Below are 14,797 nucleotides of genomic sequence, written 5' to 3' on the forward strand. Positions count from 1 at the left end.
CTGCCGCCAGAGGGAGCCCGAGGATGACCATCACCACCTGCGTCTTCGACGCGTACGGCACGCTGTTCGACGTCGCCGCCGCCGCCCGCGAGGCGGCAGGCAAGCCCGAGAACACGGCGCTGGCGCCGGTCTGGCAGGCGCTGGCCCGTGACTGGCGGCAAAAGCAGCTGCAATACAGCTGGCTGCGCGCGGTGTCGGGCGATCACACGGATTTCTGGCAGGTCACCGGCGACGCGCTGGATTGGGCGATGGAGGCATCTGGGCTGGACGACCCTTCCCTGCGCGACCGCCTGATGGACCTGTACTTCCACCTGTCCGCCTACCCCGAGGTGCCCGCCATACTGGCGCAGCTAAAGGCGGATGGCCGGACCACCGCGATCCTGTCGAACGGCGAGCCGAAGATGCTGGCCGGCGCCGTCGACAGCGCCGGTATCGGCGCGCATCTCGATGCGGTGCTGTCGGTCGAGGACGTCGGGGTCTACAAACCGCACCGCACCGTCTACGACATGGTCGGCGCGCGGTTCGGCTGTGCCCCGTCCGAGGTGCTGTTCGTGTCGTCAAACGGCTGGGACGCGGCGCACGCAACGGGCTATGGCTTCGTCACCGCGTGGGTGAACCGCGCAGGCGACCCCGTGGACCGGCTGGACTGGCGGCCCGATCATTTCCTTGCCGATCTAAGCGGCATACCGACACTGGCGAAAGAGGCATGATGCAGTATTTCCACGCCCCCGACGGCACCCGGCTGGCCTATACCGACGAGGGCGAGGGCCTGCCCGTGCTGTGCCTCTCTGGCCTGACCCGCAACGGCACAGACTTCGACTATGTCGCGCCGCATCTGGGCGACGTGCGGATGATCCGGCTGGACTATCGCGGGCGCGGCGGGTCGGACTGGGCCGATCCGGCCACCTACACCATTCAGGTCGAGGGCGGCGATGCGCTGGCGCTGCTCGATCACCTCGGGATCGGTCGTGCGGCCATCCTCGGCACCTCGCGCGGGGGGCTGATCGCGATGCTGCTGGCCTATGTCGCGAAAGACCGGCTGATCGGGGCCTGCCTGAACGACATCGGCCCGGTGGTCGACCCCAAGGGCTTGGACGTGATTCAGGGCTATGTGGGCAAACAGCCCAGCGCCAAGACATACGAAGAGGCCGCGAAGACCCGCGCCCGCCTGATGGTCGGGTTCGAGAACGTGCCCGAAGACCGCTGGATGGAAGAGGTGCAGCGCCACTATCTTCAGGCCGACGCGGGGCTGCGGATCAACTACGACCCCGACCTTGCCCGCATCTTCGACGCCGCCGATCCCGACGCGAACCCGGCGCCCGCCGATTTCTGGCCGGTGTTCGACGCGTTCGAGGGCCTGCCCATTGCCGCCATTCGCGGCGCGAACTCGGACCTTCTCAGCCGCGAAACCTTCGCCGAGATGCAGCGCCGACGCCCCGACATGATCGCCGCCGAGGTTCCCGGTCGCGCTCACGTCCCTTTCCTTGACGAGCCCGAGGCCGTCGCCGCCATTCGCAAATGGATAGACCTGTGCCAGACACGCTGACCCCCTTCCCCGCCTCGATTGACGACATCCGCGCCGCCAACGCGCGGCTGGACCCCGTGGTGCGCCGCACCCCGCTGCTGTCCTCGCCCTTCCTCGACGAGATCGCCGGACGCCGGGTGCTGGTGAAGCCCGAGTGCCTGCAGCACACCGGCTCGTTCAAGTTCCGCGGCGCGTGGTCGGCGATTTCGGCGCTTGATCCGGATGTGCGGGCGAAGGGCATCATCGCCTTCTCGTCCGGCAACCACGCGCAGGGCATCGCCCATGCCGCGACCCGGCACGGCGTGCCGTCGGTCATCATCATGCCCGGCAACGCCCCCGCCGTGAAGATCGCCAACACCCGCGCGCTTGGGGCCGAGGTGGTCCTGTACGACCGCGAGACCGAGGACCGCGACGAGATCGGCGCAAAGATCGCCGAAGACCGTGGGCTGACGCTGATCAAGCCGTTCGACGATCCGCTTGTGATCGCTGGACAAGCCACCTGCGGGCTGGAGATCGCCACGCAGGCCGCCGAGGCCGGGGTGACGTCGGCGGACGTTCTGGTCTGCTGTGGTGGCGGCGGTCTGACGTCGGGCATTGCAATCGCGCTGGAGGCCGAAGCACCGGGCCTGCGCGTGCGCCCGGTCGAACCCGTGGGCTTCGACGACGTGGCCCGTTCGCTGCTGTCGGGCCGGATCGAGCGCAACGACCGGGTGTCCGGCTCGATCTGCGACGCGATCATCACGCCCACGCCGGGCGAGCTGACCTTCCCGGTGATGCAGCGCCTGTGCGGCCCCGGCGTCGTGGTGCCGGAAGAGCTGTGCCTCAAGGCGATGGCCGAGGCCTTCAACCGGCTGAAGATCGTGCTGGAACCCGGCGGCGCCATCGCGCTGGCCGCCGCGCTGTACATGCCGGAGACGGTCGAAGGCGACACTGTGATCGCCGTCGCCTCGGGCGGCAATGTCGATGCGCCGATGTTCACGAAGGCGCTGGCGGAACTGTAGGATGGGTTTCAAACCCATCTTACCTAGGCCTTGCAGTTTCCCAACATTAAGCGTCCGAATATCGAGGTACGGCGACACGAAGGATCACGTTTCGAACAATCGCGATCAAGCGCACGCCGGGCCACAGTGACACCTCTGCCGGCACATGCACGATCTCTGTTTGGCGACGGAGGGGAAGCGCCCTACAACAGTCTGGTCCCCGCCGCGTCGCGTGGACACGGCACGTAATCGGGAGGAAGCGCCATATGCGTACACAGGTCTGCATCATCGGTGGGGGACCCTCGGGCCTGTTGCTTAGCCAGCTTCTGCACCTTGCGGGCATCGACAGCGTGGTGCTGGAACGGCGCACCCGAGACTACGTGCTGGGCCGCATCCGGGCCGGTGTGCTGGAATCCGGTACCGTGGACCTTCTGCGCAAGGCAAAGGTCGGCGACCGGATGGACCGGCAGGGGATCGTCGACGACGGCATCGTCGTGGGCGGCGAGACGCACGGCTTTCGCATCGACATCAAGGCGCTGACCGGCAAGTCGATGATGGTCTGGGGCCAGACCGAGATCACGCAAGACCTGTACGACGCGCGCGACGCGATGGGCGGAACCGTGATCCACGAGGCGGAAGCGGTGAAACCGCACGGTCTGGACAGCGACGCGCCCTACGTGACCTATCACAAGGACGGCACCGAGCACCGGATCGACTGCGACTGGATTGCTGGCTGCGACGGCTTCCACGGCGTGTCGCGCCAGTCGATCCCGCGCACAGTGTTGAAGGAATACGAACGGATCTATCCCTTCGGCTGGCTGGGCGTTCTGTCCGAAACGCCGCCCGTCACGCACGAGATCCTGTACGCCTCGCACTCGCGCGGGTTCGCGCTGGCGTCGCTGCGCAACGAGAACCTCAGCCGCTACTACGTGCAGGTTCCGCAGGGCGAGCCGGTCGAGAACTGGTCCGACGATCGCTTCTGGGACGAGTTCAAGGCCCGCATCCCCGGCGACCTTGCCGACAAGCTGGTGACCGGCCCGACAATCGAGAAGTCCATCGCGCCGCTGCGGTCCTACGCGGCAGAGCCGATGCGCTGGGGGCGGCTGTTCCTGGTCGGCGACGCCGCCCATATCGTGCCGCCCACCGGCGCGAAGGGGCTGAACCTTGCCGCGTCGGACGTGCATTACCTGTTCGAGGCGCTGAAGGCGCATTACCTCGACCACGACGACGCCGGGATCGAGGGCTATGCGCAAAAGGCGGCGGCCCGCGTCTGGCAGGCGATGCGGTTCTCGTGGTGGTTCACCACCGTCATGCACCGCTTCCCCGACCAGTCGGGCTTTGACCGGCGGATGCAGGAAAGCGAGATCCGGCTGCTGGAGACGTCGAAGACCGCCCAGGCGGCGATGGCCGAACTGTACGTGGGCGCCCCCTACTGATGCCCCTGACCGAGTTGAAGGGAACCGGCATCTACTGGCGCGAGGACGGTGACCCCGACGGCGCGCCTATCGTCTTCGCCAACGCGCTGGGCACCGATCACCGGCTGTGGGACGGCGTGCTGTCGTACCTTCCGGCAGGCCTGCGCGTCATCCGCTACGACAAGCGCGGCCACGGCCTGTCCGACTGCCCGCCCCGGCCCTATTCGATGGGCGCGCTGGTGTCCGACGCGGAGCGGCTGCTGGACCACTTGCAGGTTCGCGACTGCCTGTTCGTCGGCATCTCGATCGGCGGGATGATCGCACAAGGACTGGCGGTGAAGCGGCTGGACCTTGTGCGCGCGGTGGTCCTGTCGAACACCGCCGCCAAGATCGGCACGCACGGCACATGGGACGACCGCATCGCCACGGTCGAGTCCGGCGGGATCGAGGCGCTGGCCGGCGGCACGATGGAACGCTGGTTCTCGAAACCGTTCCGCGCCACGCCGGACATGCGCACATGGCGCCACATGCTGACCCGCACCCCGGTCGAAGGCTATCTGGGCTGCATGGCGGCGATCCGGGGCACCGATTTCTATACCCCCACCAGCGGCCTGACCCTTCCGACGATGGTCATCGCGGGCACCGAGGACGGATCGACCCCGCCCGATCTGGTGCGCGAGACGGCAGAGCTGATCAAAGGCGCCCGGTTCGAACTGATGCGCGGTGCGGGCCACCTGCCCTGTGTCGAACAGCCAAAGGCTTATGCGGCGCTGCTGGCCGATTTCGCCCGAAGCACCGGCCACATCTAGCCCACTCGGACGCCCCGCTCAGACCCCCTGCACCGCCGCGCGTCGCCCGAACGCCGCGCGCGCAAGGTCGACGTTATACAGCAGCCCGAACAGCAGGTAGAACGATATGCAGACCGGCTCTGTGCTGACGTAGACGAGGTACACGAACGGCTCCCACGCGCCCAGATCCAGCCCCTTCGCGATGAACAGGCCAAGATAGCCTAGCGACAGCAGCACGCTTGTCGTTCCGACCCAAAGACGGGCGCGGTTGGCGCCGGGGGCGTAAACGCCCGCCTCGGCCATCGTCGCGGCCATCGCGGGGTCGCGCGCCGTCGCGATGCTGAACAGCAGCCCGGCCAGCACCATGCCCGCCTGACTGATGAAGAACAGGTAGCTGCCGAACATATGCTCGTCGTTGTAGTCCGGGAAGGTGTACTGCGACAGCATCACCATCCCGATGCACGAACCCAATTGCAGCAGCGGCAGGAAGACGGAGACCGCCACCAGCCGCCGCGCCCCGCCGGGCGACGCCGCGCGCACGGCGGGCAGCGCCGATGCGAAGGTGGCGATGACGCCGCTGACCGCCGGGAACAGCAGCAAGGCGGACAGGCCAATCCAGAACGCGAAGCCGTCGCCGATCGCGGGGTCGGACAAGGCACGGCTGATCGTCGGCGGCTGTTTCGCCACGTACTCTGGATGCGACGCGATGAACGCGGCCCGCGCGCTGTAGATCTGAAGGTTCACCGTGACGAACGCGAAGGTCATCGCCAGCAGCGAAAGCAGCGACACCCAGCCAAGCCAGCCGGGTCTCGGATCATAGGCGATGGGTCTGGACATGCTCACGCGACTGCCGGGCTCGGGACTGTGCCTGACGTGTAGCCCACCGTGCGACGACCGCGCAAGACCGCCGCCCGTCAGGCTGTTCGTTCAGGCTGGGCGGTCAGGCTGGGCGATCAAACACCGGCCTTGGGGTACAGGTAGACGCGGGTTTCCATCGGCACCTGATCGTACAGGTGGATCATGTGCGGGTTCAGCAGCCCGACGCAGCCGTTGGACACCGCGCGACCGATGCTTTCGGGCTGGTTGGTGCCGTGAATGCGCAGGAAGGTGTCGCCCCGGTGCGGCTGGAACAGGTACAGCGCGCGGGCGCCCAGCGGGTTGTTCGGCCCGCCCGGCATCCCGTCGGCATACTGGCCCCAGCGTTCCGGTTCGCGCGCGATCATGTCCGGCGTGGGCGTCCAGGCCGGCCACTCTTTCTTGGCACCGATGGTGTACTCGCCCGGCTCGTACAGATCACCGCGACCGACCCGCACCGCGTAGCGGATCGCCTTGCCGTCGGGCAGCGTCCAGAACAGCGAGAAGCGGTCGGGATACACAAGGATCACCCCCGGACGATAGCGTTCCGGCATGTCGACCACCTGCGGCTGCCAGCTGTCCGGCACAACAAAGGTCTGCTGGGCGGCGGCGGGCACGGCGGTGGTCGCGGCGGCGGCAAGCGCCCCGGAAAGAAACGTACGGCGGTTTGTCATGTGCGGATCCATTGGCAGCTGGAACAGGGGGCAGCACCCCGCGCAAGACACGGGACACAAATTAACGACGTTACGGTAGCGCCCGCCCCCGGGGTCGGCAATGCGCTTTACATCAAACCCTTGAGAACAAATCCGCAATCCGCGCTGCAGCGCGGCAATCGAAACTTGTGGTACCCGCGGCCGGACTCGAACCGGCACGGCCTTCCGGCCTAAGGATTTTAAGTCCTCTGTGTCTACCATTCCACCACGCGGGCACGGGCGGCACCTTAGTGGCGTCGGCGCGGGGCTGGAACCGGAAAATGCGCGGGGCACCCCCCGGGGACCGGCCGCGTCAAAGCCCGTCTTCCTTCACCGCTTGCATCGCCACGAAGGTCGAGGTCTGCGCGACATGCGGCAGGGTCGAGATGTCTTCGGCCAAGACCCGGCGATAGGTATTCATGTCCTCGGTCCGGACCTTCAGCAGATAGTCGAACGAGGCCGCGACCATGTGGCATTGCTCGATCTCGGGAACCTTGCGGACACCGGCGTTGAACGCCGACAGCGCCGCCTCGCGGGTATCGGTCAGCTTGACCTCGACGAATGCGACGTGGTCGCGACCGATGCGGATCGGATCCAGCATCGCGCGATAGCCGGTGATCACCCCGTCCGCCTCTAACCGCCGCAGCCGCGCTTGGGTCGGGGTCTTCGACAGGCCGATGCGCGCGGCGAGTTCGGTCACGCTGATCCGCCCCTCGGTGGTCAGGATGTCGAGAATCGCATGGTCGAAGCGATCAAGCTTCGGTTGGTCTGTTTGCACTGCGCATGCCCCCGGATTTGGACGGTTCGACCAACAATCTGTGGTTTTCAGGAGAAAATCAAAGCCCAACCTGCGGTACAACGGGACAAACGGAGGTTCCGCATGACTCTCGACACTGCCCAGAACACCCCCAAGACCGACACCATCCGCGCCCGGATCGCCGACGCGACCTATGCCGACGAAACCGCGACGCTGGCCGAACTCGCGGCGCTGGCCGACCTGTCCGCCGAGGATCGCGCCCGCATCTCGACCCGCGCCGCCGGGCTGGTGCGCGACATCCGCAGCTCGGCCCGCCCCGGCCTGATGGAGGTGTTTCTGGCCGAGTACGGCCTGTCCACCGACGAGGGCATCGCGCTGATGTGCCTTGCCGAGGCGCTGCTGCGCGTGCCGGACGCCGAGACCATCGACGCGCTGATCGAGGACAAGATCGCGCCGTCGGACTGGGGCCGTCACCTTGGGCATTCGTCCTCGTCGCTGGTCAACGCCTCGACGTGGGCGCTGATGTTGACGGGGCGCGTGCTGGACGACCAGAAGCCCGGCGTCACGCGCGCCCTGCGCGGCGCGGTGAAGCGTCTGGGCGAGCCGGTGATCCGCACCGCTGTGGGCCGCGCCATGCGCGAGATGGGCCGCCAGTTCGTGCTGGGCGAAACCATCAATTCCGCCATGTCCCGCGCCGCAGGGATGGAGGCGAAGGGCTATACCTATTCCTACGACATGCTGGGCGAAGCCGCCCGCACCGGCGCCGATGCGGAACGGTATTTCCACGCCTATGCCCAAGCGATCGGGTCGATCGGCAAGGCGGCGACCGACGACAAAAGCGTGAACAATCCCGGCATTTCCGTCAAATTGTCCGCACTTCACCCACGGTACGAGGAAGCCCAGCGCGACCGCGTGATGACGGAACTGGTCCCCCGCCTTCAGGCGCTGGCCAAGCAGGCGGCGGCTGCGGGCATGGGCCTGAACATCGACGCCGAGGAAGCCGACCGGCTGGATCTGTCGCTGGACGTGATCGAAGCGGCGCTGGCCGACGAGGCGCTGCACGGCTGGGACGGCTTCGGCCTTGTGGTGCAGGCCTATGGCCCGCGCGCGCGCCACGTCATCGACTGGTTCTATGCGCTGGCCGAACGGCTGGACCGACGCTTCACCCTGCGGCTGGTGAAGGGCGCCTATTGGGACACCGAGATCAAGCACGCGCAAGTCATCGGCGCCCCCGGCTTCACGGTGTTCAGCCGCAAGCCCGCGACCGACGTGTCCTACATCGCCTGCGCGCGCAAGCTGCTGGGGCTGCGCGACCGGATCTACCCGCAATTCGCGACCCACAACGCCCACACCACCGCCGCCGTTCTGGAAATGGCCGACAGCCGCGACGGCTGGGAATTCCAGCGCCTGCACGGGATGGGCGAACGCCTGCACGACATCCTAATGAAGGAACCCGGCGCGCGCTGCCGGATCTACGCGCCGGTGGGCGCGCACCGGGATCTGCTGGCCTACCTTGTCCGGCGCCTGCTGGAGAACGGCGCGAACTCGTCCTTCGTGAACCAGATCGTAGACGAGGCCGTGCCCCCCGAAACCGTAGCCGCCGATCCGTTCGACGCGGTCGAGGCCGCCAAGGTCCGCGTCCGCCGTCCGACCGAGATCTTCCGCCCCGAGCGCGAGAACTCGCGCGGGTGGGACCTTGCGCACCGGCCGGAACTGGACGCGCTGGAGACCGCCCGCGACGGCTATCGCGACACGGTGTTCACCGCCGCGCCGCTGATCGCCGGGGACACGCCCCCGGGCCCAGAGGTGCAGACGACGAACCCCGCCCTGCCCTCGGACACCGTGGGCCGCGTGCGCAACGCCTCGGCGGACGACGTGCAGACCGCCCTTGCCGCCGCGACCCCGTGGACCGCCAGCCCGTCCGAACGCGCCGCCGTCCTGAAACGCGCCGCCGCGCTGTACGAGGATCACCACGCCCGCCTGTTCGCCATCCTCGCCCGCGAGGCGGGCAAGTCGCTGCCCGACGCCGTGGGCGAACTGCGCGAGGCGGCGGACTTTCTGCTGTACTACGCCGAACAGGCCGAGGGCCTGACCCGCCCGCCGCGCGGGATCTTCACCTGCATCTCGCCGTGGAATTTCCCGCTGGCCATCTTCACCGGTCAGATCGCGGGCGCACTGGCCGCCGGGAACGGCGTGCTGGCGAAACCTGCCGAGCAGACCCCGCTGATCGGCCATGCCGCCATCGAGCTTCTGCATGAGGCGGGCGTCCCGCGCGAGGTGCTTCAGTTCCTGCCCGGCGACGGGCCGACCGTGGGCGCGGCGCTGACCTCGGATCCGCGGGTGGACGGCGTGGCCTTCACCGGCTCGACCGAGACCGCGCAAGCGATCCGCCGCGCGATGGCCGATCATCTGTCGCCCGACGCCCCGCTGATCGCGGAAACCGGCGGGATCAACGCGATGATCGTCGATTCCACCGCGCTGCCGGAACAGGCGGTGCGCGACATCGTCGCCTCGGCGTTCCAGTCGGCGGGCCAACGGTGTTCGGCGCTGCGGTGCCTGTACGTGCAGGAAGACATCGCCCCCGCCTTCCGCAAGATGCTGTTCGGCGCGATGGACGAACTGCGGATGGGCGATCCGTGGCACCTGTCCACAGACGTCGGCCCGGTCATCGACGCCGAAGCGCGGGACGGGATCGCAGACTATCTTGCCGCTGCGGGGGGCCGCGTGCTGCACGGGCTGACCGCTCCGCAGGACGGCCTGTTCATCGCCCCCTCGGTGGTCGAGGTCGGCGGCATCCGCGACATCGAACGCGAGGTATTCGGCCCCGTGCTGCACCTTGCCACCTTCCGTCCGAACCAGCTGGACCAAGTGCTCGCCGACATCCGCGAGACAGGCTTTGGCCTGACCTTCGGGCTGCACACGCGGATCGACGACCGGGTGCAATACGTGACCGAGCGGCTGGCGGTCGGCAATGCCTACGTCAACCGCAACCAGATCGGCGCCATCGTGGCCAGCCAGCCCTTCGGCGGCGAAGGTCTGTCGGGCACAGGACCGAAGGCGGGCGGCCCCGAGTACGTCGCGCGCTTCACCCAGCCAGAGCCGGTGGCCACGGCCAGCGGCCCGGCGGGCAAGGTCCAGCTGAAGGACCTGCAGGCGCGGATCGATGCAGTGAAGGTGTCCGACACCCCGCTTGCGGTGCGCGACATGCCCGGACCCACGGGTGAATCGAACCGGCTGGCCCAAGTCGCCCGCCCGCCGCTTCTGTGTCTCGGACCGGGGCCCGAGGCCGCAGCGGCGCAGGCCGAGGCGGTGCGCGCCCTGGGCGGCGTCGCAGTCGAGCTGCCCGAGGGCGCGACCTCGGCTGCGCTGACGGGGGCCACGGGCTTTGGCGGGGTGCTGTTCTGGGGCGACACCGACGCGGCGCGCCGGCTGGCCCGGGCGCTTGCGGCGCGCGACGGGGCGATCCTGCCGCTGGTCACCGCACGCCCCACCGCGCCGGACGTCCTGCTGGAACGGCACCTGTGCATCGACACCACCGCATCAGGAGGCAACGCCGAATTGCTGGCCGAGGTATCGGACGCTTGACCTTGCCCCCGCGAGGGCCAAGGTAAGCGCCATGTTTCCGATCCGCGATCACAACCCGTCGAACAAGACACCCTACGTCACCTACGCGCTGATCGCGGTGAACGTGCTGGTGTATATCGCCACCCTTGCCGCGATGCAGGACCCCGTGGGTCAGCGCGAGCTGCTGTTCGAGTGGGCGCTGATCCCGGCGCGGATCTCGGACGGCGGCGGCTATCACACGCTGTTCACCACCATGTTCATGCATGGCGGCTTCATGCACCTTGCGGGCAACATGCTGTTCCTGTGGATCTTCGGCGATAACCTCGAAGAGGATTTCGGGCACCTTGGCTTCCTTGCCTTCTACCTTGCCAGCGGGCTTGGCGCGGCGCTGGTGCACGTTCTGGCCGCGCCCTATTCGATGGTGCCGACCGTCGGGGCGTCGGGGGCCATCGCGGGCGTTATGGGGGGCTATCTGCTGATGTACCCCAAGGCGAAGGTCGACATCCTGTTCATCTTCGTCGTGATCTTCAAGATCATCCCGGTGCCCGCGTGGCTGATGCTGGGGATCTGGTTTGCGCTACAGCTTTTCAACGGCGTCGGCGCCGATCCGGACATGGGCGGCGTGGCCTACTGGGCGCACGCGGGCGGCTTCATCGTCGGCTTCATCCTGGTGATCCCGCTGTTCCTGAAGCGCGGCGGCCCCGCATACTGGAGCCGCACCCACGGCCACCCCGACCACCCTGAGGCGAAGTACAAGCTGCAACGCAGCCACATCCCGTCCGTCCCCCGGCGACGGCGCTGACCGACGGCGGACGCGCGGCGGTGCGACTGTTCCTATTGCCGCCGCAGGGGCGCACCGATGCTGGCTGTGCCGCTGGACACGCTAAAGGTGGTAAAGGGCAAGGACGTTCTGTCCCTGTACCAGTTCGGCACGCAAACGGCCCGGCACTGGTTTTGCTCTGTCTGCGGGATCTACACGCATCACCGCCGCCGGTCGAACCCGAACGAATACGGGGTGAACCTTGGCGCGCTCGAGGGCGTGAACCCAAGCGACTATCCTGGCTTTGATTGGAACGACGGGGTCAATCACCCGTCGGACCGCTGACCGGACCGCGCCGGGTCCGGCGCGTATCCCTTGTGTTCGGTGCGTGGCGCCGAGCCAAGATCAGTAGGTCGTCTTGACCCCTTGGCTCGACATGTGGCCACCAATGCGCTCGCCATAGTCGTGGGTGTCGTTACCGATCCATCCGAAAGCCGAAATGCAAAGGCCGACGATAGCTGCGGTGATAACGACCCAGTCGACAGTCACGGCGCCGTCTTCGTCGCGGATAAATTCAAGGATCTGAGTCATGGGCACACTCACTTGGAAGGTCTGCCGATGTTTTGATGCCAGAATGTGTCCTGATTGGGGAACGCGACGTCAATTTATGCGGCCCGAAAGGTCCGTCACCCGTTGCGGATCGTGTCCGAGAACGTCTCGAAAATCCGCTCGTTCGCGCAGATGACTTCGCCGTCCTCCAGCATGTTTCCGTCCTTGGCGATCGCCTGAACGAATCCCCCCGCCTCGCGCACGATGACCACACCGGCGGCCATGTCCCACGCGTTGATGCCGCGTTCCCAGTAGCCGTCAAGCCGGCCTGCGGCGACATAGGCCATGTCCAGCGCGGCAGCGCCCCAGCGGCGCACGCCTGCACAGACCGGCAGCAGACGGCCAAGATCGCGCATCACGGAAGGCAGTTCGCCGCGGCCGCCGAACGGCAGGCCGGTGGCGAAGATCGACTCGATCATGCGGTGGCGTCCGGACACCCGCAGGCGGCTTTCGTTCATCCATGCACCGGCGCCTTTTTCGGCCCAGTACAGTTCGTCCTTGGCCGCGTCGAAGATCACGCCAGCGACGATTTCTCCCTTGTGTTCCAAGGCGATGGACACAGCCCAGTGGGGCAGCCCGTGCAGGAAGTTCGTGGTGCCGTCCAGCGGGTCGACGATCCAGCGGCGGGTCGGGTCGGCGCCCTCCTCCGGCTTGCTCTCTTCGCCCAGCCAGCCATAGTTCGGACGGGCCGACATAAGCTCGTCGCGGATGATCTTCTCGGCGGCGATGTCGGCACGGCTGACGAAGTCTCCCGCACCCTTCATCGAGACCTGCAGGTTCTCGACTTCGCGGAAGTCCTTCACCAGGCTGCGTCCCGCCTTGCGCGCGGCCTTGATCATCAGGTTGATATTGGCGCTGCCCTGCATGTTGTCCGGCTCCTTGAAGGTCAGGCCGCGACATAGGCCAGCGGCGCGGCGATGTGAAGGGCGCACGCACACAGGATGCGGCAGGAATGTGGCAAGCCGGGCGGTTAGTGGCGTTTACTTAACATTGGAACGGTACACCTGATGCACGCGGATCGCGGGGTCCAAGGCCAAAAGCCCCCGGATCGGGCCGCGAATCCATGCGTCTCGCCCCCGTTCAGATACCCCGGACGCGCGACGCAGCGGCCAAAGGCCACCACACCGCCGGATTGTTTCAGGTCTGCGGGACCGGGATCGCCGGCGGGTCCCCGCGTTGCAGCCGAACCGGCACCGTGCGGGCCAGTTTCAGCAGGTGCGCCATGAACGGACGCGCCGTATCCTCGGCCCGCGTCGCGGCGTACAGGCGACGGGTCAGCCCCGTCTCGGTGATCGGCCGGGTGACATAGTCGGAATGGTAGCGCACCTCGCGCACCACCCAGTCCGGCAGCACCGCGACACCGCGGTTCGACGCGACCAGGAGCAGGATCACCGCCGTCAGTTCCACCTGCCGCACGGCGCGGGGTTCCACCTTGGCCGGAGTCAGAAGCTGGCTGAACACGTCAAGACGCGGCCGGTCCACCGGATAGGTGATCAGCGTCTCGCCGCGGAAATCCTCGGCCTCGACAAAGGTCTTCTGTGCCAGCGGGTGCTGCGCCGACGCGACGAACACCGGCTCGTAGTCGAACAGCGGCGTGAAATCGACGTCGCTGATGGTTTCCGGGTCGGACGATACGACAAGGTCCACCTCTTCGCGCTTCAGCGCCGGCAGGGCGTCGAAGGCCAGCCCCGGACGAATGTCGACATCCACATCGGGCCAAGCCTGCCGGAATTGCTCCAGCACCGGGAACAGCCATTCGAAACAGGCGTGGCATTCGATGGCGATGTGCAGACGGCCCGCGCGCCCGGTCTCCAGCGCGTGAAACTCGTCTTCCAGCGCCTCGACCTCGGGCAGGATGCGCTCGGCCAGCCGCAACAGCTTGATCCCGGCGGGGGAAAGCCGTAGCGGCTTGGTGCGGCGCACGAACAGCTCGACCCCCGCCTGCTCCTCCAGCCCCTTCACCTGATGCGACAGGGCGGATTGCGTGATGTTCATCAACTCGGCCGCGCGGGCCAGTCCGCCCGCCTCGTGGATCGCCTTGATGGTGCGCAGGTGCCGGAATTCGAGATGCAAACTATCGCTCCGCTCATAACCTTCTTGAGGATTATGAATTTGTCTCACATCCGCCGAACTCATACAACTGTGCTTGTACCGATCACAGGATTTCACCATGTCTGCGCCGCGTCTCTCTTTCGAATTCTTCCCGCCCCAGTCGCTTGAGGCGTCTTTCCGCCTTTGGGACACCGTCCGCACGCTGGCACCGCTGGGGCCGGAATTCGTGTCCGTGACCTACGGCGCCGGGGGCACCACCCGTGACCTCACCCATGACGCCGTGAAGACGATCCACGCCAATTACGGCCTGAACGTCGCCGCCCACCTGACCTGCGTGGAAGCGACGAAAGCCGAAACGCTGGAGATCTGCGACCGCTACGCCGAAGCCGGCGTGACCGAGATCGTGGCGCTCCGGGGCGATCCGCCGAAGGGCGCCGGCGCCTTCACGCCGCACCCCGACGGCTTTGCCGACAGCTGCGAGCTGATCTCGGCGCTGGCCGACACCGGCAAGTTCAAGATCCGCGTGGGCGCCTACCCGGACCCGCACCCCGAGGCCGCCTCGGACACCGCCGACATCGACTGGCTGAAGCGCAAGATCGACGCGGGCGCGACCTCTGCCATCACGCAGTTCTTCTTCGAGGCGGACACCTTCTTCCGCTTCCGTGACCGCTGCGCCGCCGCCGGGATCGACGCCCAGATCATTCCGGGCATCCTGCCGGTCGAGAACTGGAAAGGCATCAAGCGGTTCGCCGATCGGTGCGGCGCGAACGTGCCCCAGTGGGTGATCGAAGCCTTCGAAA

14 protein-coding genes, 1 tRNA gene and 1 pseudogene are annotated in these 14,797 nt (G+C 67.2%); 9 read left to right on the forward strand and 7 right to left on the reverse strand.

Going from position 1 to position 14,797, the window contains the following annotated elements:
• Positions 1–23 precede the first annotated feature (23 nt).
• From P1K30_RS21885 to pcaD, 5 genes are all read left to right on the forward strand, one after another.
• A complete protein-coding gene (locus P1K30_RS21885; RefSeq protein WP_275634923.1) occupies positions 24–710 on the forward strand; it encodes a haloacid dehalogenase type II in 687 nt (228 codons plus the stop codon).
• Positions 707–1,546, forward strand: a complete 840-nt coding sequence (locus P1K30_RS21890; protein WP_275634924.1) for an alpha/beta fold hydrolase — start codon at positions 707–709, stop codon at positions 1,544–1,546. The genes P1K30_RS21885 and P1K30_RS21890 overlap by 4 nt, the downstream gene beginning before the upstream one ends.
• Positions 1,531–2,526, forward strand: coding sequence for a threonine ammonia-lyase (locus tag P1K30_RS21895; RefSeq protein ID WP_379561425.1), 996 nt, complete (start codon positions 1,531–1,533; stop codon positions 2,524–2,526). Before P1K30_RS21890 ends, P1K30_RS21895 begins: the two co-directional genes overlap by 16 nt.
• 245 nt (positions 2,527–2,771) lie before the next feature.
• A complete protein-coding gene (pobA, locus tag P1K30_RS21900) occupies positions 2,772–3,941 on the forward strand; it encodes a 4-hydroxybenzoate 3-monooxygenase (RefSeq protein ID WP_275634925.1) in 1,170 nt (389 codons plus the stop codon).
• On the forward strand, positions 3,941–4,729 hold the full coding sequence (gene pcaD, locus P1K30_RS21905) for a 3-oxoadipate enol-lactonase (protein WP_275634926.1): 789 nt from the start codon (positions 3,941–3,943) through the stop codon (positions 4,727–4,729). The genes pobA and pcaD overlap by 1 nt, the downstream gene beginning before the upstream one ends.
• 18 nt (positions 4,730–4,747) lie before the next feature.
• On the opposite strand, the gene P1K30_RS21910 is transcribed toward pcaD, so the two are convergent.
• From P1K30_RS21910 to P1K30_RS21925, 4 genes are all read right to left on the reverse strand, one after another.
• Positions 4,748–5,545 carry a hypothetical protein gene (locus tag P1K30_RS21910; RefSeq protein ID WP_275634927.1) on the reverse strand — a complete coding sequence of 266 codons (798 nt, stop codon included), beginning with the start codon at positions 5,543–5,545 and terminating at the stop codon, positions 4,748–4,750.
• A gap of 116 nt (positions 5,546–5,661) precedes the next feature.
• The gene (locus P1K30_RS21915) at positions 5,662–6,237 is read right to left on the reverse strand and encodes a L,D-transpeptidase (protein ID WP_275634928.1); all 576 of its coding nucleotides are present in this window, start codon (positions 6,235–6,237) and stop codon (positions 5,662–5,664) included.
• Between the two features lie 168 nt (positions 6,238–6,405).
• Positions 6,406–6,491: transfer RNA gene (locus P1K30_RS21920), tRNA-Leu, on the reverse strand.
• A 77-nt stretch (positions 6,492–6,568) separates the two neighbouring features.
• Positions 6,569–7,033, reverse strand: a complete 465-nt coding sequence (locus P1K30_RS21925; protein WP_275634929.1) for an Lrp/AsnC family transcriptional regulator — start codon at positions 7,031–7,033, stop codon at positions 6,569–6,571.
• 102 nt (positions 7,034–7,135) lie between these two features.
• On the opposite strand from P1K30_RS21925, the gene putA reads away from it, so the two are divergent.
• The 3 genes and pseudogenes from putA to P1K30_RS21940 all read left to right on the forward strand — a co-directional run.
• On the forward strand, positions 7,136–10,597 hold the full coding sequence (putA, locus tag P1K30_RS21930; protein ID WP_275634930.1) for a bifunctional proline dehydrogenase/L-glutamate gamma-semialdehyde dehydrogenase PutA: 3,462 nt from the start codon (positions 7,136–7,138) through the stop codon (positions 10,595–10,597).
• 31 nt (positions 10,598–10,628) lie between these two features.
• Positions 10,629–11,378 (forward strand): rhomboid family intramembrane serine protease, encoded by a 750-nt coding sequence (locus tag P1K30_RS21935; RefSeq protein ID WP_275634931.1) that lies wholly within the window; start codon positions 10,629–10,631, stop codon positions 11,376–11,378.
• A gap of 6 nt (positions 11,379–11,384) precedes the next feature.
• Positions 11,385–11,681, forward strand: a pseudogene (locus P1K30_RS21940) (GFA family protein); the annotation flags it as partial.
• Between the two features lie 60 nt (positions 11,682–11,741).
• Here the strand turns inward: P1K30_RS21940 and P1K30_RS21945 are convergent.
• The 3 genes from P1K30_RS21945 to P1K30_RS21955 form a co-directional block, all read right to left on the reverse strand.
• The gene (locus P1K30_RS21945) at positions 11,742–11,927 is read right to left on the reverse strand and encodes a Flp family type IVb pilin (RefSeq protein WP_275634932.1); all 186 of its coding nucleotides are present in this window, start codon (positions 11,925–11,927) and stop codon (positions 11,742–11,744) included.
• A 95-nt stretch (positions 11,928–12,022) separates the two neighbouring features.
• Positions 12,023–12,811, reverse strand: a complete 789-nt coding sequence (locus P1K30_RS21950) for an inositol monophosphatase family protein (RefSeq protein WP_275634933.1) — start codon at positions 12,809–12,811, stop codon at positions 12,023–12,025.
• Between the two features lie 271 nt (positions 12,812–13,082).
• Complete coding sequence (locus P1K30_RS21955; protein ID WP_275634934.1) at positions 13,083–14,018, reverse strand: LysR family transcriptional regulator; 936 nt, start codon at positions 14,016–14,018, stop codon at positions 13,083–13,085.
• Positions 14,019–14,115: 97 nt separating this feature from the next.
• Between P1K30_RS21955 and P1K30_RS21960 the strand changes: the two genes are divergently transcribed.
• A partial coding sequence (locus tag P1K30_RS21960; RefSeq protein ID WP_275634935.1) for a methylenetetrahydrofolate reductase occupies positions 14,116–14,797 on the forward strand: 682 nt, incomplete at its 3' end.

It is taken from the genome of Psychromarinibacter halotolerans, assembly GCF_029168315.1.
Classification (GTDB): Bacteria; Pseudomonadota; Alphaproteobacteria; order Rhodobacterales; family Rhodobacteraceae; genus Psychromarinibacter; species Psychromarinibacter halotolerans.